The organism is Streptomyces sp. KL116D (assembly GCF_030766975.1).
GTDB classification, from domain to species: Bacteria; Actinomycetota; Actinomycetes; order Streptomycetales; family Streptomycetaceae; genus Streptomyces; species Streptomyces longispororuber_A.
Genome location: NZ_JASERH010000095.1, coordinates 194,008 through 215,104, shown reverse-complemented (window position 1 = coordinate 215,104; position 21,097 = coordinate 194,008). Strand labels below are relative to the sequence as shown.

Genomic DNA, 21,097 nt, shown 5'->3' with positions numbered 1-21,097 from the left:
CCACCATTCTGCTCTTATTTATCCCTTATGTGTACCCGTGGTGACCAGGTGCTCGTTGGGGCGCACGGCCGCCTCGGCGAGCTCCGGGACCTCCGCCACGACGACCCCCGCCCGCGCCAGCACCCCGATGCCGTCCGCGCCCGGCACGAACGTGTCGGGCTCCCGCCACGCCGTCACCACCCGGCGCACGCCCGCGTCCACGATCAGCCGCGCGCACGGCTTCGGCCGCGACGCCCGGCGGGCACACGGCTCCAGGCTGCTGTAGACCGTCGCCGTCGCGAGGCGCGGCTCGTCCGCCGGCAGCTTGGCGAGCGCCGCCTCCTCGGCGTGCACGACCGGGTCGCCCGCCTCCCGGGAGTGCCCCCGCGCGAGCTCCGTGCCGTCGGCCGCCACGATCACCGCGCCCACGCTGAAGGCGGTGCGGGACGGCGGGCAGTCCTCGGCCAGGTCGCAGGCGAGCCGCAGCCAGTGCCGGTCCGCGGCGGTGGCCGCGTCGGTGGTGCCGGGCACCGTCGGCGCGTACCGCATCACCACGACGTCGCCGACCCGCTCCGTGTCCAGGACCCGCATCCGGCTGCGCGGGCCGCCCGGATACGCGCCGGGCCCGAACAGCCGTGGCGCGTCCGGCTCGCCGACCACCAACGGCGCGACCGCGAGCCGCAGTTCGTCCGCGAGGCCCAGCTGCAGCAGCTGGGTGTGCACCCGCGCCCCGCCCTCGACCATCAGGCGGTGCACCCCGCGCGCCCCCAGGTCGTCGAGCAGGCCGGCCCAGTCGACGGCCGGGCCGAGCGCCACGACGTCGGCGACCGCGCCCACCCGCTCGCGGGCGAGCGGCGCGCCCGAGTCCGTCGTGTACACGAGCCGCGCGCCGCCCGTCGTCCAGAACGGATCACCGGCGTCGAGGTCGCCGGACGCGCTGACCGTCACCTTCAGCGGATACGCGGGCAGTCCGTCCGCGACCCGCTTGGCGCGCCGCTCCGCGGAGTTGACCAGCAGCCGCGGCCGGTCCGCGCGCAGCGTCCCCGCCCCGACGAGGATCGCGTCGTGCGCCGCCCGCACCGCGTCGACCCGGTCGAAGTCGGCCGCGCCCGACAGCAGCAGCCGCTCGGGACCGGTGTCGTCGAGGCACCCGTCGAGCGAGACGGCGGCGGACAACAGCACGTGGGGGCGGGACATGGCGACTCCGTGGCCGGTCGGGAGGTACGCCCCGACCCTACCGAGCCGCCGGCGGCGTGCCGTCACCGAACGGCCTGCCGCCCAGCCGCTCCCGCCCGTGCGGGGTCAGCCAGCCCGCCGGATCGGGCCCGAGCGGCACGATGCCCGTCGGGTTGATGCCGCGGTGCACCTCGTAGTAGTGCCGCTTGATGTGGTCGAAGTCGACGGTGTCGCCGAAGCCGGGCGTCTGGAACAGGTCCCGGGCGTACGCCCACAGCACCGGGTCCTCGGTCAGCTTGTTCCGGTTGCACTTGAAGTGGCCGTGGTAGACCGCGTCGAACCGGACGAGGGTCGTGAAGAGGCGGACGTCGGCCTCGGTGATCGTGTCCCCGACGAGGTAGCGCTGCCCCGCCAGGCGCTCCGACACCGTGTCGAGCCGTGCGAACACATCGCGGTACGCGTCCTCGTACTCGCTCTGCTTGTTCGCGAACCCGGCCCGGTACACGCCGTTGTTCACGTCCCGGTACACGCCCTCCATGACCTCGTCGATCTCCGCGCGCAGCGGCTCCGGGTAGAGGTCGGGCGCGCCGGGCCGGTGCAGCGCCGTCCACTCGGTCTCCAGGTCGAGCGTGAGCTGCTGGAAGTCGTTCGTGACGAGTTTGCCGGACGGCACGTCGACGATCGCGGGCACGCTGACCCCGCCCGGGTAGCCGGTCTCCCGGGCGTCGTACGCCTCGCTGAGGTAGCGGATGCCGAGCACCGGGTCGCGGTCGTCCGGATCGAGCGTGAAGCGCCAGCTGCGGTCGTCCTGGATCGGGTCGGTGACCGCCAGCGACAGGGCGTCCTCCAGGCCGAGGAGCCGCCGCACGACGAGGGCGCGGCTCGCCCACGGACAGGCGAGGCTGACGACGAGCCGGTAGCGGCCCGCCTCCACCGGCCAGCCGTCCGCCGCGTCGGCCGTGATCCGGTCGGCGAAGTGACTGCGGGACCGCTTGAAGCTCTTCTTCCCGTACGCGGCGTTGCCCGCGTTCGGGTCCTCGCCTGCCTTGCCTTCGGTGTCGTCCACAGGGGCTCCTTCCAGAGTCGGTCGCCGGGCGCGCATCCGGGTGGCGCCTCTACGAGCCTGCCCGTCCCGCACGGCGCGCACCACCACGCCGGAGGCGACTGTCGGTGGACGGTGAGAGGCTCGGACCCGGACGGAGCACACACCGCGAGGGAAGGCACGGGCATGACGATCACCACCGCCAGCCGTCTCACCCTGGACGACGGCCGCACCGCCGTCCGGCTGAGCCGCACCTACCAGCGGCCCGTCGAGCGCGTGTGGGCGTACGCGAGCGACCCGGCGGAGCTGGCGCACTGGTTCCCCTCGCGGTTCGACGTCGAGGAACTCGTCCCCGGCGCCACGATCCGCTTCTTCGACGACCCGAACGTGCCGGAGTCGACCGGCACCGTCCTCGCCGCCGACGCCCCGCACCACCTGGCGTACAGCTGGGGCCGCGACGAGCTCCGCCTCGACGTGACGCAGGAGGGCGACGGCGCCGCCCGCCTCACGCTCACGAACGTCCTGGAGAGCGCCGGCGCCGCCGCGCGGAACGCGGCGGGGTGGGAGGTCTGCCTGGCCGCCCTCGATGCGACCGACCGGGGCGAGGGGCCCGACGAGGCCGCCCCGTGGAAGGCGTACTACGACGCCTATGTCGCGGCCGGGTTCCCGTCCGGCGCCCCGGTCCCCGGCCTGGACGACCTGACCTGAGGCGGCCACACGCCGGGCTCCAGGATCCCCGACGCATAGGCGCGGGCGACCAGTTCGGTGCGGTTCGCCGCGCCCCACCGGCGCGACAGCTGCCGCAGGTGGTAGGTGACGCCGTCGGTCGTCAGACCGGTCTCGCGCGCCGCCCGCGCCGTGGTCGCGCCCGCGGCGAGCAGCGCCAGGATCCGCTCCTCGGTGCGGTGCAGCGGCGCCCGGGCGGCGGCCGGACGCGGCGCGGACTCGCCGGTCACCCGCAGCATCACCAGCAGATCCGGCACCCCGTCCGGGGTGTCGCTCACCGGGTCGACGCTCAACTCGCCCCGCCGATGCGTCCCGTCGGTGCCCTGCCAGGTCACCGACACCGTGTAGCGCGAGCGGCGACGCAGCTTCAGCGCCTGCACGATCCGGTCGACCTGCGCCGCGTCGAGCGGCGGGAACAGGTCCAGCATGTCGCGGCCCTTGAGCCGCCCCGGAGTCGTCCCCCACTGGGCCGCCAGCGCGGCGTTCGCGAGCCGCACGATGCCGTACGGGTCGCAGACCGCGACCGGCATCGGGATCCGGTCGAAGAGCACCATCGCGCGATTGCGCCACACCACCGCGTCCACCGCCGCACCCCTTCGCCCCGCGTCACCACGAACGGCCCGCGCGCACAACCCCGCCGCGCCGGCCGCCCCTACACAATCATGTAGTGCGGCTGCGCCGACCGGCGGGGGAGCGGGACCAAGCTGGGAGCTGCCGATCCCCCCACCCGCGAAAGGCAGTTGCCGCACCATGCACAACTCCGCGCTGCTCCCGTCGCCCCCCACCGACGGTCTCCCGGTCATCGACATCTCCGCCACCGGCCCCGGCGGCGCCCCGCTGCAGCAGGTGATGGGCCTGATGCGCACGCACGGTCCGGCCCTCGTGCGCCGGCTGCACGGCCGCGACGCCCTGTTCGTCGCCGACCTCGACCTGGTCACCGAACTCGCCGACGAGTCCCGGTTCGCCAAGCACATCGGGCCCGCCCTGGAGAACGTCCGCGCGTTCGCCGCCGACGGCCTGTTCACCGCCTACAACGACGAACCGAACTGGGCCCGCGCCCACGACATCCTGATGCCCGCGTTCGCGCTCGGCTCGATGCGCACCTACCACCCGGTGATGTACCGGGTGGCCCGCCGGCTCGTCGACACCTGGGACCGCGCGGCCCGCGAAGGACGCCCGGTCGACGTGCCGGGCGACATGACCCGGATGACGCTCGACACCATCGGACTCGCCGGGTTCGGCTACGACTTCGGGTCGTTCGACGGCGACGAGCCGCACCCCTTCGTCGAGTCGATGGTCCGCTGCCTCGAATGGAGCATGAAGCGTCTCGCCCGCACCCCCGGCGGCGACTACGCGTCCGTCGACGCCGCCTTCCACGACGACGCCGGCTATCTGGCCCAGGTCGTCGACGACGTCGTCAACGCCCGCGTACGGGGCGGTGAGCGGCACGCCGACGACCTGCTCGGCCTGATGCTCACCGCCGAACACCCCCGCGACGGCGCGACGCTGGACACCGCCAACATCCGCAACCAGGTCATCACGTTCCTGATCGCCGGACACGAGACGACGTCCGGCGCGATGTCCTTCGCCCTCTACTACCTGGCCAAGAACCCGGCCGTCCTCGACCTGGTGCGCCGCGAGGTCGACGCGCTGTGGGGCGACACCGCGGACCCGGAACCCGACTTCGACGAGGTCGGCCGGCTCACCTACACCCGGCAGGTCCTCAACGAGGCGCTCCGACTGTGGCCCACCGCCGCCGCGTTCAGCCGCGAGGCCCGCGAGGACACCCTGCTCGGCGGCCGGATCCCGGTCCGCGCCGGACAGGGCGTGTCCGTGCTCGTGCCGATGCTGCACCGGCAGCCCGTCTGGGGCGACAACCCGGAGCGCTTCTACCCCGGCCGGTTCACGCCCGAGGCGGAGGCGGCCCGGTCCGCGCACGCGTTCAAACCGTTCGGCACCGGTGAACGGGCCTGCATCGGGCGGCAGTTCGCGCTCCACGAGGCGACCATGCTGCTCGCCATGCTGGTGCACCGTTACCGGCTGAACGACCACGCCGACTACCGGCTCACGGTGAAGGAGACCCTCACCATGAAGCCGGACGGGTTCACCCTCGCGCTCGCCCCGCGCACCCCGGCCGACCGCCGGCACGGCGCCCTGCCAGGACACGCGACCCGCGGCGAACAGGCCGCCGACACCGCGGAGCTGCCGGTCCGGGTCCGCCCCGGCACCCGCGCCCTGCTCCTGCACGGCAGCAACTACGGCACCTGCCGCGACCTGGCGGGCCGGCTCGCCGACGAGGCCGCGGCGATCGGCTGCGCCACGGACGTCGCACCCCTCGACGCCTACGCGGACGGCCTGCCCACGGACCGCCCCGTGGTCGTCGTCGCCGCCTCCTACAACGGCCAACCCACCGACGACGCCCGCGAGTTCGTGGCCTCCCTCGACCGGGACGCGTACGACGGCACGGTCTACGCCGTCCTCGGCGTCGGCGACCGCAACTGGGCGGCCACCTACCAGCACGTCCCCACCCGGATCGACGAGCGCCTCGCCGCGGGCGGCGCCGAGCGGCTCTGCGAGCGCGCCGCCGCCGACGCCTCCGGGGACCTGAACGGCGCCGTCCGCACCTTCACCGCCCGGCTGCGGGCCGCCCTCCTGGAGCGGTACGGCGACCCCGACGCCACGGACGCCGGGCCCGCGCCCACCGCCGCGTACGAGGTCAGGGAGATCTCCGGGAGTCCGCTCGACGCGGCCGCCGCCCGGCACGGTCTCGTGCCGCTCACCGTCACCGAGGCGTACGATCTCACCGCCGCCGGCCACCCCCGCACCAAGCGGTTCGTGCGTCTCGCCCTGCCCGCCGGGACCACGTACCGCAGCGGCGACCACCTCACCGTGCTGCCCGCCCACGACCCGGCCCTCGTGGCGCGGGCGACGGCGGCCCTCGGCCTCGACCCCGACACGGTCCTGGACATCCGCGCCGCCCGGCCGCGCCGCGACGGACTGGCCGTCGACCGCCCCCTGACGGTCCGTGAACTCCTCACCCACCACGTGGAGTTGCGGCACCGCCCGAGCGCCGCCGACGTCGCCGTGCTGGCCGCCGCGAACCCGTGCCCGCCCGAGGCCGCCGCGCTGAAGGCCCTGCCGGACGGTGACCCGCGCACCTTCGTCGAGCTGATCGAGGACCACCCGGCGCTGCGCGGCGCCCTCGACTGGGGTCAACTCCTGCAGCTGCTGGCGCCGTTGCGGCCCCGCCACTACTCGGTCTCCTCCAGCCCCGCCCTGCTGCCGGACCACGTCGACCTCATGGTCTCCGTCCTCGACGCGCCCGCCGCCTCCGGCAACGGCCGCTTCCGGGGCACCGGTTCCGGCCACCTGGCCGCGCTGCGCCCCGGCGACACCGTCCTCGGCCGCATCCAGCCCTGCCGGGACGCCTTCCGTATCCGGCCCGACGCGCCCGGACCCGTCATCATGGTCGCGGCGGGCACCGGGCTCGCCCCGTTCCGCGCCGCCGTCGCCGAGCGCGGCACCGGACTCCCGCCCGCCCTCGTCTACTTCGGCTGCGACCACCCGGACAAGGACTTCCTGCACGCCGACGAACTGCGGGCCGCCGACGCCGCCGGAACGATCTCGCTGCGGCCCGTGTTCAGCGACGCACCCGTCGACGGGCACGCCTTCGTGCAGCACCGCATCGCCGCCGAGGGCAAGGAGGTCTGGCGCCTGCTCGACGCGGGCGCGACCGTGTACGTGTGCGGCGACGGCGCCCGCATGGCACCCGGCGTACGGGCCGCGTTCCGCGACCTGTACCGCGCCCGCACCGAGGGCGCGGACGAGAGCGCCGCCGAGCGCTGGCTGTCCGCGCTCGTCGCCGACGGCCGCTACGTGGAGGACGTCTACGGAGGTTGAACCACCGTCCCCGAGGGGTCAGTTCGCCCCGATGTCCGCGCTCAGCCAGTGCTCCGGAAGCAGCTCGACGAGGACCAGGCCCTCGGGGCCGTAGCTGCGGAACGTGTTGTCCACGTAGGTGGCGAGCACGTCCGCGGGCAGATAGCGGCCGGCGACCTCCTCCAGATCGCCGGCCGTCGCCGTGCGCAGCGTCACCGGGCCCTCCGCCGAGACGTACCGGTACGTGGGCTCGACCCGCTGCGCCAGGAACGAGCAGCGTCCGGCCGCCGCCAGCAGGTGCGCCTTGCGGCTGTCGCGCCCGGTGACGGCACGGATCGCGCCGCCCGGCCGGTACGCGTACCAGATCGGCACGTTGAGCGGTCCCCGCCCGCCCCGGTCGTCGACGGCGACGGACGCCGGATGCGTACCGGCGAGGAAGTCCTCGCGCTGTTCCTGTGTGAGCGGCATGAACTCCCCTGGGGGTGTGGGCCGTCGGTGGGATGGTCGGGACGGTCTGTTGGCCCGCTGTGCCGGGCAGGACTGCCGGGCAGGGCTGCTGCGGCGCCTACTCGCCGGGCAGCCGCAGCTTCTGGCCGGCCTTCTTCGCGCCCTGGTTTCCGGCCGTGACGACCGTGCCGGGGGCGATGCTCCTGACGGGCCTGCCGGTCGGAACGGCGAAGTCGACGCCGGCGTGGACACCGGCCGCCCGGCGAGCTGGTCGGCGGTACGCGGCGCCGGCCCGTTCCTGGTCTGCGGGCGTGCCCCGGGCTCCGTTGCTCATGGATCCGTTGTACCGGCGTCGCCTGCCCGCCGCACGTGGGCGGACCGCCCGCGCGGGCCGGTGCGCCGCCGTTCTGGCCGACGGTTCCGGAGCGTGACGATCACCGAATCGCGGGATCGCCGCGGAGGGCCCAGAATCAGACACATGTCCTTTTTGTCCGCGGGTGTGACGTGGCTCGGACTGGGTCTCACGGTCGGCACGGCCGGACTGGTGACCTACGGTCTCGCGGTACTGCCGTGCTCGGCGGCGGTCCGTCAGGAGGACGCCGAACTGGCCTGCCGGCCGGCCCGGCGCACCGCGCTGGCCCTGGGGGCCCTGGGGGTCGCCGCACTGCTGGTGGGCACCGTGTTCCTGGTGCTCCATGCGACGGAGTTCGGCTGAGCGGGCCGCAGCCGCGCGCTCGGCGCGGCCGCGGCCCGACGGCTCAGCTGTCGCCGCCCCCGTAGGGGCGGGTGATGACTTCCATGCCGTGGCCGGCCGGGTCCATGAAGTACACGCCACGACCGCCGTCGTTGTGGTTGATCTCGCCCGGCTGCTTGCCGTGCGGATCGGCGTAGTACGTGAGCCCGGCGTCCTTGATGCGGGCGAAGACGCCGTCGAACTCCTCCTCGGTGACGAGGAAGGCGTAGTGCTGCATCACGATGGACTCGGCGGGGATGGACGCGAAGTCGAGCGTCACGCCGTTGCTGAGGTCGAGGGCGACGAAGGGGCCCCACTCGGCTCCGACGTCGAGCCCGAGGATGTGTGCCAGGAATTCGGCGGATTCCCGGTTGTCCCGGGCGTGAACGATGGTGTGGTTGAGCTGAACTGCCACGATGGATTGCCTCCAGAAGGCAACTCCGGCACCTCCATGCCTCACCCGGACGGTGACCGGCACGCGATGCTGCCGGGGATCTTAAGCGCAAGGCGGGGTCGTGGGCCAGTCGGTTTCCGGCATCAGCCCCGCACGGCCGCCGCGCTCCGGGCCGTCTCGCTGCGGTAGGTGTGGCCGAGCTGGGGGCCCAGGCCGAAGTAGTGCCGGAAGTTGTAGACGAGCGGGCTCCAGGCGACCGGGTCGATGTGGTCGGTGCCGGGGACGACGATGTCGGCGGTGGCGTGCACCGCCAGCACGGACGTCTCCACGATGAGGAAGGCGCCGCCCGCGTCCGGCCGGACGTCCACCGCCCGCGCCTCCAGTTGCAGCGGGCACTCGGCCACGCGCGGCGGGCGCACCGCGACGGACGGCTGCGGGGTCAGGCCCGCCGCACCGAACTTGTCCGGCTCGTACCGGCAGCCCCGCGGCTTCGTGGCGGGGACCGGGTTCCGCCCGGTCAGCGGGGCGAGACGCTCCACCGCCTCCCACTGGCCGGGGCCCGGCAGACTGACGACCACGTCGGGGCGGGCGGCGAGGTTGCGGGCGCTCTGGCCGTCGGCACCGAGGCCGAGCACGACCGTGCGCCCGAGCGCCCACGCCGAGGACATCGGGGCCAGGTTGAAGGTGCCGTCCGCGTTCTCCGTCGACAGGAGCGCCACCGGCGTGCCGAAGTAGAGGACGCTCGGCTCGACGGTCAGGTGGGGGAGGTGAGTTGTGCTGGTCATGGCCGGAGCGTAGGCAGCGATCGGTTCGGCACCCGCCGAACCGTCCCTGCCGGGGCGTGCGGGCCGAACCGCGCCCGCCGGACCGCGCCTGCCGAACCGTGCCCGCCGGACCGCGCCTGCCGAACCGTGCCCGCCGAACCGTGCCCGCCGAACCGCGCCCGCCCGGCCGTCAGAGCCAGCCCCGGCGCTGCGCGATCACCCCCGCCTGGAACCGGTTGGACGCGCCGAGCAGCTGGTGCAGCCGACTGGTGCGGCGACGCATCGTCCGCACCGACCAGCCGAGCTGACGGGCGATCGCCTCGTCCTTCAACCCGCTGACCAGCAGTGACAGCATCAGCCTGTCGTCCTCGTCGAGCGGCCCCTCGGCGGGCGCGTCGAGGGGCTCGGCGACGCGCCAGCACAGTTCCCAGTGGTCGATCAGGGTGTCCAGGAGCGCGGACGGACGGATCACCGCGGCCCGCACCTCGGACGACAGGGTGAGGGAGAGCGGCATCAGCGCCACCCGGTCGTCGGCGATCGCCAGCTTCACCCGCAGCCCCGGCAGTACCCGGGCCTGCTCACCGAGACCGACCAGCCGGCGGATGTCGTCGAGGACGCCCGGCCACTCCAGCGCCTCGGGCGCGTACACCGCGCGGTAGCTGATGCCTTCCCCCAGCGCGGTCTCCTCGACGGGGTTCGCCGTCGTCAGCGCGTAGGGCGGCCGGTCCAGGGTGCGCACCTCGTCCCGCGCCTCCTGCTGGAGCCGGACGAACCAGCGGCCGAGCGCCTCGCTGCCGTGCACGATCTCGACCTCCTCGCCGCCGCCGTGCCGGCCCGCGGTGAAGAGCCGGGACAGCTCGGCCGCGGTGGACCTGACCCGGTCGAGCTCCGCCGACCGGGTGCGGATCAGGGCGTCCACCGCGTGCTCCGGGTCGATCGCCGCGTACCGCCGCCGGGTCCCGGAGAGCCGGCCGACCAGACCCAGGTCGTGCAGCCGGGCGAGGGCCCGGCCCACCCGGTCCGCGGAGCACGCCAGTTCGTCGGCGAGCTGTCCGGGCGACGCCGCCTCGCGCGTGAGCAGAGCGCGGTAAACGGCCTCGTCGAAGGGGTCGACTCCGACGGCGGAGAGCTGTTCGGTCATCCCGGGATCCTGGCCCATGTGTGCCACAGGCAGCAATGGGCCGTCCCGAATCGTTGTGCCGGCCCGGTCGTCGCGACTACCAACTCCCTCCATGGGGAACCACATACGACACACACGTCACGGCGTCCGAAGACCTCTGCACGCCGCACTGACCGCCGCCGTGCTCGGCGGCCTGCTCTCCGCGACCCCCGTGGCACAGGCGGCCGGCACCCCCGAGCGCACCCGCGTCATCGTCGAACTCGACGGTGCCACCGCGCTGCAGGCGCCGGCGGGCCCCGCCCGCGACGCGCGGACCGCCGACGTCCGCGCGGCCCGTGAGCGGATCGACACCCGCCAGGACGCCGTCCTCGACGCGGCGCGGGACGCGGGCGCCGCCCCGACGTCCGTACGCCGCATGGGACTTGCCCTGAACGCGGTCGCCATGACCGTCGACCAGGACGCGCTGGCCCGGCTGCGCGCCCTGCCCGGCGTGCGGTCCGTCGTCCCCGACGCCCGCGTCAAGGTGCAGGCCACCGAGGCCCATGACCTCGTCGGGCTGCCGAAGGTGTGGGACCGCCCCGCCCCCGGCGGCGGAAAGGCCACCGGCGCGGGCACGACCGTCGCCGTCATCGACTCGGGCGTCGACTACACCCACCCCGACCTGGGCGGCGGCATCGGCGAGGGCCACAAGGTCGTCGGCGGCCACGACTTCGTCAACCACGACGACGACCCGATGGACGACAACGCCCACGGCACCCACGTCGCCGGCATCATCGCCGCGAAGGCGGCCGGCCCGGGCGGCGTGACGGGCGCGGCGCCGGACGCCCGACTCCTCGCGTACAAGGTCATGGACGCCGACGGGTACGGCGAGACCTCCGCGATCGTCGCGGGCATCGAGGCCGCGATCGACCCGGCCAACCCGCACCGCGCCGACGTCGTCAACCTCAGCATCGGCGGCCCCGGCGACGGCAGCGACCCGCTCGGCCGGGCCGCCACCGCGGCCGTCGACGCGGGCGTCGTGGTCGTGGCCGCCGCGGGCAACGAGGGACCGGGCCCGTACACGGTCGGCTCGCCCGCGGCGGCTCCCGGCGTCCTCGCCGTCGGCGCCTCCACCAGCGGCGTCGCCGTGCCCGAACTCCGCGTCGAGGGGCAGCGGGAGACCCTGGAGACCTATCGCGGCCTCGTCTCCGCCAACCCGGCGGACACACCCGTGACCGGCGGCCTCGTCGACATCGGCATGGGCACACCGGACGACTGGGAGCGTGCCGGGGACGTGCGCGGCAAGGCCCTCCTGTACGCGTTCCCGCCCGCCCGCGGCGCCGAGGACGCGCTGTACCCCGAGGACCTCGCCGTGTACGAGGAGGCCGAGAAGCGCGGCGCGATCGCCCTCGTCGGCGGCGCCGCGGCCGGTGACGGACCCGTCGTCGCGGGCCGCCCCGACGTGGCCCCCCGGCGGCGCGGCGACGGCGTGCCCGTGCCCGCCGACAGCGCCCGGCGCCTCACCGGCCTCGACGACGGTCCGCGCCTCGACCACCTCGTCGTCACCGGCGTCGACCGCATCCAGGGCCAGGAACTCACCGAACTCGCCGCGCAGGACGTCAGGTTGACGCTCAGCGGGCGCGACTCCGACGACCAGATCGCCGCGTTCTCGTCCCGCGGCCCCGACCAGGGGCTCGGCCTCAAGCCCGACCTCGTCGCCCCGGGCGTGGAGATCCGCTCGACCGTGCCCCGGTCCGTCGTGCCCTCCGGGGCCTGGCGGATGTCCGGCACGTCCATGGCGTCCCCGCTCGTCGCGGGCTCCGCCGCCCTGCTGCGCCAACTCCACCCGGACCGCGACGCCCGGGAGATCGGCGCCGAGCTGACCGGAACGGCCCACCGCCTCAGGGACGTCGAGACCATCGCCCAGGGCGCGGGCCGCCTCGACGTGGCGGCGGCCGCCGACGCCCGCCTCACCGCGTCCCCGGCGACCGTCTCGCTCGGCCTCGCCGACCTGGGCGGCCCCCGGGTCACCGCCTCGCACACCGTCACGCTCCACAACACCGGGAAGCGGGCCGTCACCGGCACCGTCCGCGTCGACGGCGAAGCGGCGAAGGTGACGCCCGGCCGGGTCACCGTCCCCGCGGGCGGCACCGCCACGGTGCGCCTCACCCTGGACGCCCCGCGGCCCGCCACCACGACACACTTCTCCGGCGCCGTCACGGTCACCGACCCGGACGGACCGGCGCTGACCGTGCCCTACCTCCTCGAAGCGGCCCCGCTCGCCGTGGACGTCACCCCCGACCCGTCGTCCGGGGCGAGCACGGCCTACGTGTACACCCCGGCCGGGCTCGACGGTCCGCCGGTCCTGACGGTCGACCCGCCGCGCGGCCGCACGTACACGACGAAGACCCGGGCCACGGCCGACCCGCACTACTTCGCCGCCGACCTCACGGGCAGTACCCCCGGCACCTACCGGGTCACCGCGCGCGCCACCGCCACCGGCGGCCAACGCCAGTACGGCGCGGGCGGGTTCGAGGTCACCCCGGCGGACGCGCACGGCCGGCGGTGGCAGCCGGTCGGCCCCAACAGCGCCGACGGACTGCTCACCCTCGCCCCCGGCGCGGACCGGCAGGCCGTCATGACCCAGTACGGCAAGTCCGGGGCGTGGCTCACCACGGATGCCGGGAAGACCTGGACCGAGCGCGGCCGCACCCCGTTCACGGGCGCCGCCACCGACGAGCCGTCGCTGGTCGTCGACGCCCACGACCCGGACCGCTGGTGGTCCGCGATGGGCGCCTTCTCCTGGTCGGTCAACGCGGGCGGCATCCTGCGCACCACCGACCGCGGCAGGACCTGGGAACGGCTCGACGTCCCCGACGACGGCTACACGGACCTCGTCGCCGACGCCGGCACCCGCGTGCTCGTCGCGGCGACCGCCGGAGGCACACTGCTCGTCAGCCGGGACGGCGGCGACAGCTGGCACGCTGAGGACCTCGGACTGCCGGCCGACGTGCTGCACGTCGCCATGGGCGGCGACGACCTGTACGCCTGGGCCGGGCGCACCCTGTGGGCCGTGCGCGGCATGACCGGCGAGGGTCCGAAGAAGGCGGAGCGGATCCGCACCCTGCCGGACGACGGCACCCAGCTCTTCGCCGGGTTCGACGCGGCGGACCAGCTGGTGACCGCGCAGATCCTCGGCCAGGGCGGCGGGCTCGTCATCAGCCGTGACGGCGGCCGCAGTTGGGGCGAGCCGCAGGGCAACGGGCGCGGCCTCGTCACCGTGAGCCGCGGCGAGATCGTGCACGACCGGTCCGACGGCACCGTTCACCTCAGCAAGGACGCGGGCGCCACCTGGCAGGAGATCGGCAAGCCGGTCGACGGCAGCGTCGTCTACGACTTCGACCGCTGGGCCGACGGCTCGTACACGGTCGGCGCCGCGTCGGCGGGCATCTACCGCGGCCGGGACGGCACTCCGGGCCAACGGCGCATCGGGGTGCAGGGCGAGAGCGTGCCCGCGCTCGCCGTCTCCGACGGGTCGCTGCTCGCGGGCACGAGCGTCGGGATGTACCGCACCGCGCTGCCCGTCGCCTCGCCCGAGTGGGGCGCGGGCGAGCACGAGGGGACCACCGGCACCCAGGTCTCCGCGCTCTCCGCCTACGCCCGGGACAGCCGGATCGTGTGGCGCACCTTCGAGAGCCTGGCCGGTCTGTCGGTGCAGCAGAGCACGGACGGCGGCCGCAGCTGGGAGGAGAAGGGACAGCTCGACGGCACCGCTCTGGCACTGCTCGTCGACCCGCGCGACCCCGGCCGAGTCGCGGTCTCCTACGACCGGATCGACGGACCCGGTGTCTACACCACCTCGGACGGCGGCGCCCACTGGAAGAGCCTGCGCAAGAACGACCGGTTCCGGGTGCTCGCGACGGACCCGGACAGGACCGGCCGGATCTGGCTCGGCGGCCACGGCGGCCTGTACTCCTCGGACGACTTCGGCAGGACCCTGACGAAGGTGGCCGGCGGCGAGGTCTCCGCGCTCGGCGTCGACGGCTCCCGGCTGGTCGTCGGCGGCACCACGCTGCGCTGGTCGTCGGACGGCGGCCGCACCTTCCGCACCGCCGACCACGGCGGCCTGCGCATCCAGGTGTCGGGCCTCGTCCGGGCGGGCGGCGCCTGGTACGCGGGCACCACCGGGCGCTGGCTGCCGGGCGAAGTCCCGTACGGCGCACGGGGAGTTCTGAAGTCCACCGACGGCGGCCGCACCTGGCACAACGTGTCGGGCACCCTGCAGAACACCGACGTGCTGTCCCTGGCGGCCACGCCCGACGGGCGCGCCCTGTACGTCGGCACGGCGCTGGGAGGTGTGCACCGGCTGGCCCTGAAGTGAGCCGGTGACGAGCCGGGGAAGGGGGCCCTGCGAGGGGAGGGCCCCCTTCCCCCTTTCTCTCCGTACCGCGGGACGTCAGGCCGCGGGACGTCAGGCGGTCGCGTGCAGTGCCCCGTCGAACGTCGCCGCCGCCAGGCCGAACGACAGCGTCATCCCGATCCCCGACGTCACCGACAGCGCCCGGACCCCCGGCGCGACGTCGCGGACGAGCAGCGGTCCGTTGGCGCTGCTCGCGTACACGCCCTGCCAGCGCTCCGTGATCCGCACGTCGCGCACCCCGAGCACCCGCGCGGCCTCGCGCAGGAGCAGCTCCGTCGTCGCCTCGTCCTGGAACGGGATCTCCGTCGCGTCGTACGCGTGCGAGTCACCGACCAGGACCGTGCCGTCGGGCAGCCGGGTGAACATCACGTTCGCCACCACGTCGAGCAGCTCCGGGCTGTGGCCGGTGACCTCGGTGCGCAGCCGGCCGGCCGACGGCATCGCCGTGAAGCCGTCGTAGCGCAGCATCGAGGTGGCCGTGAGGACGGCCGCGTCCGTGCGGAAGGCCGCCGGGGCCTCGACCCGGGCCATGGAGAGCCGGCAGCGCTCGATGCCGTGCGCCTCCGCCTCGGCCGGGTACAGCCGGTCCAGGTCGTGGCCGACGCACAGCAGGATCTGCTCGCCGTGGACCGGGCCCCGGCTGGTGTGCACGGTGCCCTGCTCGACGCCCGTGACGTTCGTGCCCCAGGCCACCGTCACGCCGGGCTGCTCGGCGAGCCACTGCGCGAGCCGCGGCGCGGCCTCGCGCGGGTTCACCCGCAGGTCCGCAGGGAGCAGCGCGCCGCCCACCAGGTCGTCCCTGGCGTCCGCCGCGCGGCCGAGGGCCGTGCCCACCTCGTCCCGGGTGCGCAGCCGCACCGCGTCGGCGCCGCGCTCGTCGCGCAGCTCCTCCAGGACCGCCAGCTCCGTCGCCGACCGGGCCACGACGAGGGCGCCCGCCTCCGGTGCCCACAGGCCCGCCCGCGCGGCGGCGAACAGCCATCCGGCGCGCGACCGCTCCGCGAGACCGAGGAGGTCGCCGCGCTGCGCGGTGATGCAGCAGTGCCCGAAGTTGCGCACGGACGCGCCGACCGGACGCCGGTCCCGCTCGACGACCGTGACACTCAGTCCCCGGCGGACCGCCTCCACGGCGTGCGCGAGGCCCACGATGCCCGCGCCGACCACGACGAGGTCGCTGCGGCCGCCGGGCAGGGCGACGGACGGAGAAGGTGCTGTTGCGATGCTCATGCCGACAAGCGTGCGGAGCGAGTCCCGCCGGAGGCAAGACCTGTCTATACAAGTTTTCCGTTTGTTTACCAGCTGAGCACCGGGGCGCATCTTGTGTCGAGCCCTGTCGGCCTGAGAAACTCAAGTTGTGAAGACAAGTGAGGACGGGCCGCTGCACCAGCGGCTCGGAGCCGAGTTCCGGCGACGTATCGAGGCGGGGGAGTGGCCCGAGGGGCGGCCCGTGCCGAGCGAGGCACAGCTCTGCGAGGAGTTCGGCACCTCGCGCGGCCCGGTCCGGCAGGCCCTGGCACAGCTGCGCGCGGAGGGCCGGCTCGTGGGCGGGCGCGGCAAACCACCGGTGGCCCGCAGGGTCACGCCCTCCCAGCCGTTCGACTCGCTGATGTCCTTCACCCAGTGGGCGCGCTCCATAGGGCGTGAGCCGGGCCAGTTCACTGTCGAGGTCGCCCGGCACCGGGCCACCGCCGACACGGCCGACCGTCTGGGCCTGGAGGAGGGCGCGCCCGTCGTCGACCTGGTCAGGCTGCGGCACCTGGACGGCGTGCCCGCGATGATCGAACGCTCCACGTTCGTCCTCGACGCGGGCGTCCACCTGTTCTCCGTCGACCCGGACGCCGGATCCGTCTACGAGGCCCTCATCGAGCGCGGCGTCGACCTCCACCACGCCCGCCACACCATCGACGCGATCGCCGCGGACACCGAGGACGCCGAACTGCTCGGCGTCGCGGCCGGTCAACCCCTGCTGCGCGTACGCCGGTTGGCGTACACCGGCGACGGCACCCCCGTGGAGTACGCGGACGACCGCTACCTCCCGGCCATGGCCACCTTCACCATCGAGAACACCGTCGGAGGGCACACCGTCGCAGGCCGCGACCGCTCCGACGGCACAGCTCCCCGAACCACCAGTGAGGAACCATCGTGACCCGGACCATCGAACTCGCCGTCTTCGACATGGCGGGCACCACCATCGAGGAACACGGCGCCGTGTACGAGGCGTTGCGGCACGCCGTCGAGTCGACCGGCGTCACCGTGGCCGACGACGACCTGCAGACCTGGATGGGCACCGACAAGCGCGAGGCCATCGCCGCCCTCGTCCGCATCGGCGGCGGCACGCCCGACGCGGAGCTGGTCGAGCGGCAGTACGGCGCGTTCCGCGCCTACCTCCGCAAGCGCTACGAGGAGGTGCCGCCGCAGCCGATCGCCCGGGCCGACAAGGCACTCGAGGAACTGCGCGCCCGCGGCATCAAGGTCGCCCTCACCACCGGCTTCAGCGACGACGTGGCACTCCCGCTGCTCGACTCGCTGGGCTGGTCCACCGGTCCGGGCGGCAACCTCGACGCGGTCGTCACCTCCGACGAGGTGCGCCGCGGCCGCCCCGCCCCGTACATGATCCACCGCGCGATGGAGAAGGCCGGTGTCGTCGACGTGCGCAAGGTGCTCGTCGCCGGGGACACCGTCGTCGACCTGGAGGCGGGGACGAACGCGGGCGCGGGTGTCGTCGTGGGCGTGCTCACGGGCCAGCTGACCCGCGAGCAGCTCGAACTCCACCCGCACACCTACGTCCTGGACAGCGTGGCGGACGTCCCCGGGATCCCCGAGGCCGCCCGATAGATCACTGCTGCAGCGCCGCGTCGACGATCGCCTGGGCCTCGCTCTGCACCTGGGCGAGGTGCTCGGCGCCGCGGAAGGACTCGGCGTAGATCTTGTACACGTCCTCCGTGCCGCTGGGCCGCGCGGCGAACCAGGCGTTCTCCGTGGTCACCTTGACGCCGCCGATCGCCGCGCCGTTGCCCGGCGCCTCGGAGAGGCGGGCCGTGATCGGCTCGCCGGCGAGGGTGTCCGCGGTGATCGCGTCACCGGTGAGCTTCGCGAGGCGGGCCTTCTGCTCCTTCGTCGCCTTGGCGTCGATCCGGGCGTACGCGGCGCCGGACGCGCCGTGCTCGGCGGCGAGTTCGGCGTAGTACGCCGACGGCGTCTTCCCCGTGACGGCGGTGATCTCGGCGGCGAGCAGGGCCAGCAGGATGCCGTCCTTGTCGGTGGTCCACACGCTGCCGTCCTTGCGGACGAAGCTGGCCCCGGCGCTCTCCTCGCCGCCGAACGCCACCGAGCCGTCGACCAGGCCCGGCACGAACCACTTGAACCCGACGGGAACCTCGACGAGTTCACGGCCGAGCGTGGTGGCGATCCGGTCGATGACGGCGCTCGACACGAGCGTCTTGCCGATCGCCGCGGACGCCGACCACTGCGGGCGGTGCGAGAACAGGTAGTGGATGGCGACGGCCAGATAGTGGTTCGGGTTCATCAGGCCCGCGTCCGGGGTGACGATGCCGTGCCGGTCGGCGTCGGCGTCGTTGCCGGTGAGCAGGTCGAAGTCGTGGCGGCGGGCGAGGACCGAGGCCATCGCGGGCGCCGACGACGGGTCCATCCGGATCTTCCCGTCCCAGTCGAGCGTCATGAAGCGCCAGGTCGGGTCGGTCTTCGGGTTCACCACGGTCAGGTCGAGGCCGTACAGCTCGGCGATCCGCGCCCAGTAGTGGACGCTGGCGCCGCCCAGCGGGTCGGCGCCGACCCGCACGCCCGAGGCACGGATGGCGTCGACGTCGATGATGTCCTTGAGGTCCTCGACGTAGCGCTCCCGGAAGTCGTACGGCTCGCCGGCCGCGTCGTCGACCGTGCGCGGCGTCCAACTCGCGTCCTCCAGCAGCTCGTTGGCGCGGGCCGCGATCCAGGACGTCGTCGTCGAGTCGGCCGGGCCGCCGTGCGGCGGGTTGTACTTGAAGCCGCCGTCGCGGGGCGGGTTGTGGCTCGGGGTGATCACGATGCCGTCGGCGCGGTCGGCCGGCTCGTCCCGGTTCCAGCGCAGGATGGCGTGGCTGAGCGCGGGCGTGGGCACGAAGTCGCCGTGGGCGTCGGCCATCACCCGCACGCCGTGCGCCGCCAGCACGCCGAGGGCCGTCCTGAGCGCGGGTGCGGACAGGGCGTGGGTGTCGGGGCCGATGAAGAGCGGGCCCGTGATGCCCTCGGCCGTGCGGTGCTCCACGATGGCCTGCGTGATGGCGGCGATGTGCTTCTCGTTGAAGGCGCCGTCGAGGCTGGAGCCGCGATGGCCACTCGTGCCGAAGACGACGCGCTGCTCGGGGCGCGCGACGTCGGGCTCCCTCGTGTAGTAGGCGTCGATCAGCTCGTCGACGTCGACGAGGTCGTCCTGCCGGGCGGGGGTTCCTGAGCGGTCAGTCATGCGCACAGTTTCCCACCCGCGGCCGTGTCGGTCAGCCGGGGCCGCGGCCCCGGCCGGCCCGGTCGCGCGTGCGGTCAGCCCGTCCCTTCCTCGGCGGCGTCCTTGGTGAGGGCTTCGATCGCCGCGGCGATGTTCGCCTCGGCGGCGTCCTTGTCGATGCCGAGGTCCGCGAGGAGCCCGGAGCCGTTCTCCTGTTCGAGCAGGGCGAGCAGGATGTGCTCGGTGCCGATGTAGTTGTGGCCGAGCCGCAGCGCCTCGCGGAACGTCAGTTCCAGCGCCTTCTTGGCCTCCGCGTCGAAGGGGATCAGGGCCGGCGACTCGTCGGCGGGCGCCGGGAGCTGGGCCGTCGCGGCCTGCCGCACGGTGTCGAGCAGGACGTCCTGCGCGAGGATCGCCCGGGCGCCGAGGCTCTCCGGCTCGTGCAGCAGCCCGAGGACCAGGTGCGCGGTGCCGATGGTGGTGTTCTTGGCGGCGTGCGCCTCGGTCTGGGAGGACACCACCACGTTCCGGGCGCGCGGGGTGTACCGGTTGAAGCCCTGGCTCGGGTCGAGGTCGTTCTCCGACTTCGGCACGAAGCGCTTCTGCGCCGCCTGCCGGGTGACCCCCATGCTCTTGCCGATGTCCGTCCAGGAGGCGCCGGAGCGGCGGGCCTGGTCGACGAAGTGGCCGATCAGGTGATCGGCGACGTCACCGAGGTGGTCCGCCGCGAGGACGGCGTCCTGCAGCTGGTCGAGGGCGTCGGTGTGGACCTTCTTGATGGCCTCGATCAGGTCGTCGAGGCGGACGGTGGGGCCGACTGGATTCGTCATGAGGCAACCGTAGGTTGACAGTCGCGGGGTGTCAACCTTGGGTTGACATCCTCGTGCGGCTGTCGCTCGCGCGGTCGAGGCTCACACCGTCGGCGGGTTCAACTGCCGGAAACCGTCCTGGATCCGGTACGGGTAGTAGGGGTACGGCACCTTCACGTCGCTCGCCGCGTCCAGCCTCGCCACCTGCTCCGGAGTGAGCTCCCAGCCGACGGCGCCGAGGTTCTGCTGCAACTGCTCCTCGTTGCGCGCCCCGATGAGCACGGTCGAGACGGTGGGCCTGCGCAGCAGCCAGTTGATCGCGATCTGCGGGACGGCCCTGCCGGTCTCCTCGGCGATCTCGTCGAGCGCGTCGACCACCCGGTACAGGTGCTCGTCCTCGATCGGCGGCCCGAACTGCGCCGTCCGGTGCAGCCGGCTGTCCGCGGGGAGCGGCTGTCCGCGCCGGATCTTGCCCGTCAGGCGCCCCCAGCCGAGCGGACTCCAGACCACGGCGCCCACGCCCTGGTCCCGGCCGAGCGGCATCAGCTCCCACTCGTAGTCACGGCCGACGAGCGAGTAGTACACCTGGTGCGCGACGAATCGCGGCCGGCCGTGCTTCTCCGCCTCGGCGAGCCCCTTCATCAGCTGCCAGCCCGCGTAGTTGGAGACGCCGGTGTAGCGGATCTTGCCCGCCTTCACCAGGTCGTCCAGGGTCGAGAGAACCTCCTCGACGGGGGTGCTCGCGTCGTAGGCGTGCAGCTGGAACAGGTCGATGTGGTCCGTGTCGAGCCGCCGCAGCGCCGCCTCGACCGACCGGATCAGGCGCGAGCGCGAGACCCCGGCGTCGTACGGCCCCTCGCCCGTCGGGAGCGCGGCCTTCGTCGAGATCAGGGCCCGGTCGCGGCGCCCCTTGAGGGCGGCGCCCAGTACTTCCTCGGAGGCCCCGTCCGAGTACACGTCGGCCGTGTCGAACAGGGTGACCCCGGCGTCCAGGCTCAGGTCGACCATGCGCCGCGCCTCGTCGAGCCCGACGTCGCCCCAGGCGGAGAACAGGGGGCCGCGTCCGCCGAAGGTGCCGGCCCCGAAGCTCAGTGCGGGCACCTTGAGGCCGGACGTCCCCAGCTGTCGGTATTCCATGTCAAACCCCTTGAAGAGTGCGCCAGTTGTAGCCTGTGACACGCACTAACG

At 74.0% G+C, this 21,097-nt stretch carries 18 protein-coding genes; 6 read left to right on the top strand and 12 right to left on the bottom strand.

Annotation, left to right across the window (positions count from 1 at the left end; translation table 11 throughout):
* Positions 1-18: 18 nt before the first annotated feature.
* Positions 19-1,176 (bottom strand): dihydrofolate reductase family protein, encoded by a 1,158-nt coding sequence (locus RBJ77_RS38530; RefSeq protein ID WP_372349208.1) that lies wholly within the window; start codon positions 1,174-1,176, stop codon positions 19-21.
* A 37-nt stretch (positions 1,177-1,213) separates the two neighbouring features.
* Positions 1,214-2,257 carry a glutathione S-transferase family protein gene (locus RBJ77_RS38525; protein ID WP_372349207.1) on the bottom strand — a complete coding sequence of 348 codons (1,044 nt, stop codon included), beginning with the start codon at positions 2,255-2,257 and terminating at the stop codon, positions 1,214-1,216.
* A 126-nt stretch (positions 2,258-2,383) separates the two neighbouring features.
* Here RBJ77_RS38525 and RBJ77_RS38520 point away from each other — a divergent pair, with 126 nt between their 5' ends.
* Complete coding sequence (locus tag RBJ77_RS38520) at positions 2,384-2,905, top strand: SRPBCC domain-containing protein (protein WP_372349206.1); 522 nt, start codon at positions 2,384-2,386, stop codon at positions 2,903-2,905.
* Here the strand turns inward: RBJ77_RS38520 and RBJ77_RS38515 are convergent.
* Positions 2,845-3,477: a PAS domain-containing protein gene (locus RBJ77_RS38515; protein WP_372349282.1), complete on the bottom strand. Its 633-nt coding sequence runs from the start codon at positions 3,475-3,477 to the stop codon at positions 2,845-2,847. The genes RBJ77_RS38520 and RBJ77_RS38515 overlap by 61 nt on opposite strands.
* Positions 3,478-3,673: 196 nt before the next feature.
* On the opposite strand from RBJ77_RS38515, the gene RBJ77_RS38510 reads away from it, so the two are divergent.
* Entirely contained in the window at positions 3,674-6,823 is a 3,150-nt protein-coding gene (locus tag RBJ77_RS38510) for a cytochrome P450 (protein ID WP_372349205.1), read from the top strand.
* 18 nt (positions 6,824-6,841) lie between these two features.
* Here the strand turns inward: RBJ77_RS38510 and RBJ77_RS38505 are convergent, their stop codons facing one another.
* Positions 6,842-7,270 (bottom strand): pyridoxamine 5'-phosphate oxidase family protein, encoded by a 429-nt coding sequence (locus tag RBJ77_RS38505; protein ID WP_372349204.1) that lies wholly within the window; start codon positions 7,268-7,270, stop codon positions 6,842-6,844.
* Between the two features lie 97 nt (positions 7,271-7,367).
* A complete protein-coding gene (locus RBJ77_RS38500; RefSeq protein WP_372349203.1) occupies positions 7,368-7,583 on the bottom strand; it encodes a peptidoglycan DD-metalloendopeptidase family protein in 216 nt (71 codons plus the stop codon).
* 144 nt (positions 7,584-7,727) lie between these two features.
* Here RBJ77_RS38500 and RBJ77_RS38495 point away from each other — a divergent pair, with 144 nt between their 5' ends.
* Positions 7,728-7,964 carry a hypothetical protein gene (locus RBJ77_RS38495; RefSeq protein WP_372349202.1) on the top strand — a complete coding sequence of 79 codons (237 nt, stop codon included), beginning with the start codon at positions 7,728-7,730 and terminating at the stop codon, positions 7,962-7,964.
* Positions 7,965-8,007: 43 nt separating this feature from the next.
* On the opposite strand, the gene RBJ77_RS38490 is transcribed toward RBJ77_RS38495, so the two are convergent.
* The 3 genes from RBJ77_RS38490 to RBJ77_RS38480 form a co-directional block, all read right to left on the bottom strand.
* Positions 8,008-8,397, bottom strand: coding sequence for a VOC family protein (locus RBJ77_RS38490; RefSeq protein ID WP_372349201.1), 390 nt, complete (start codon positions 8,395-8,397; stop codon positions 8,008-8,010).
* A gap of 122 nt (positions 8,398-8,519) precedes the next feature.
* A complete protein-coding gene (locus RBJ77_RS38485; protein WP_372349200.1) occupies positions 8,520-9,161 on the bottom strand; it encodes a flavin reductase family protein in 642 nt (213 codons plus the stop codon).
* A 169-nt stretch (positions 9,162-9,330) separates the two neighbouring features.
* Complete coding sequence (locus RBJ77_RS38480) at positions 9,331-10,281, bottom strand: helix-turn-helix domain-containing protein (protein WP_372349199.1); 951 nt, start codon at positions 10,279-10,281, stop codon at positions 9,331-9,333.
* A 91-nt stretch (positions 10,282-10,372) separates the two neighbouring features.
* Between RBJ77_RS38480 and RBJ77_RS38475 the strand changes: the two genes are divergently transcribed.
* Positions 10,373-14,620 carry a S8 family serine peptidase gene (locus RBJ77_RS38475; RefSeq protein ID WP_372349198.1) on the top strand — a complete coding sequence of 1,416 codons (4,248 nt, stop codon included), beginning with the start codon at positions 10,373-10,375 and terminating at the stop codon, positions 14,618-14,620.
* A gap of 90 nt (positions 14,621-14,710) precedes the next feature.
* Here RBJ77_RS38475 and RBJ77_RS38470 read toward each other — a convergent pair whose 3' ends face one another.
* Positions 14,711-15,886, bottom strand: coding sequence for a TIGR03364 family FAD-dependent oxidoreductase (locus RBJ77_RS38470; protein ID WP_372349197.1), 1,176 nt, complete (start codon positions 15,884-15,886; stop codon positions 14,711-14,713).
* A gap of 127 nt (positions 15,887-16,013) precedes the next feature.
* On the opposite strand from RBJ77_RS38470, the gene RBJ77_RS38465 reads away from it, so the two are divergent.
* Both RBJ77_RS38465 and RBJ77_RS38460 read left to right on the top strand, forming a co-directional pair.
* Positions 16,014-16,805 carry a GntR family transcriptional regulator gene (locus RBJ77_RS38465; protein ID WP_372349196.1) on the top strand — a complete coding sequence of 264 codons (792 nt, stop codon included), beginning with the start codon at positions 16,014-16,016 and terminating at the stop codon, positions 16,803-16,805.
* The gene (locus RBJ77_RS38460) at positions 16,802-17,494 is read left to right on the top strand and encodes a phosphonatase-like hydrolase (protein WP_372349195.1); all 693 of its coding nucleotides are present in this window, start codon (positions 16,802-16,804) and stop codon (positions 17,492-17,494) included. The genes RBJ77_RS38465 and RBJ77_RS38460 overlap by 4 nt, the downstream gene beginning before the upstream one ends.
* A 1-nt stretch (position 17,495) precedes the next feature.
* Here RBJ77_RS38460 and pgm read toward each other — a convergent pair whose 3' ends face one another.
* From pgm to RBJ77_RS38445, 3 genes are all read right to left on the bottom strand, one after another.
* Complete coding sequence (pgm, locus tag RBJ77_RS38455) at positions 17,496-19,121, bottom strand: phosphoglucomutase (alpha-D-glucose-1,6-bisphosphate-dependent) (RefSeq protein ID WP_372349194.1); 1,626 nt, start codon at positions 19,119-19,121, stop codon at positions 17,496-17,498.
* Positions 19,122-19,195: 74 nt separating this feature from the next.
* Entirely contained in the window at positions 19,196-19,930 is a 735-nt protein-coding gene (locus RBJ77_RS38450; RefSeq protein ID WP_372349193.1) for a Clp protease N-terminal domain-containing protein, read from the bottom strand.
* Between the two features lie 81 nt (positions 19,931-20,011).
* Entirely contained in the window at positions 20,012-21,046 is a 1,035-nt protein-coding gene (locus RBJ77_RS38445) for an aldo/keto reductase (protein WP_372349192.1), read from the bottom strand.
* Positions 21,047-21,097 lie beyond the last annotated feature (51 nt).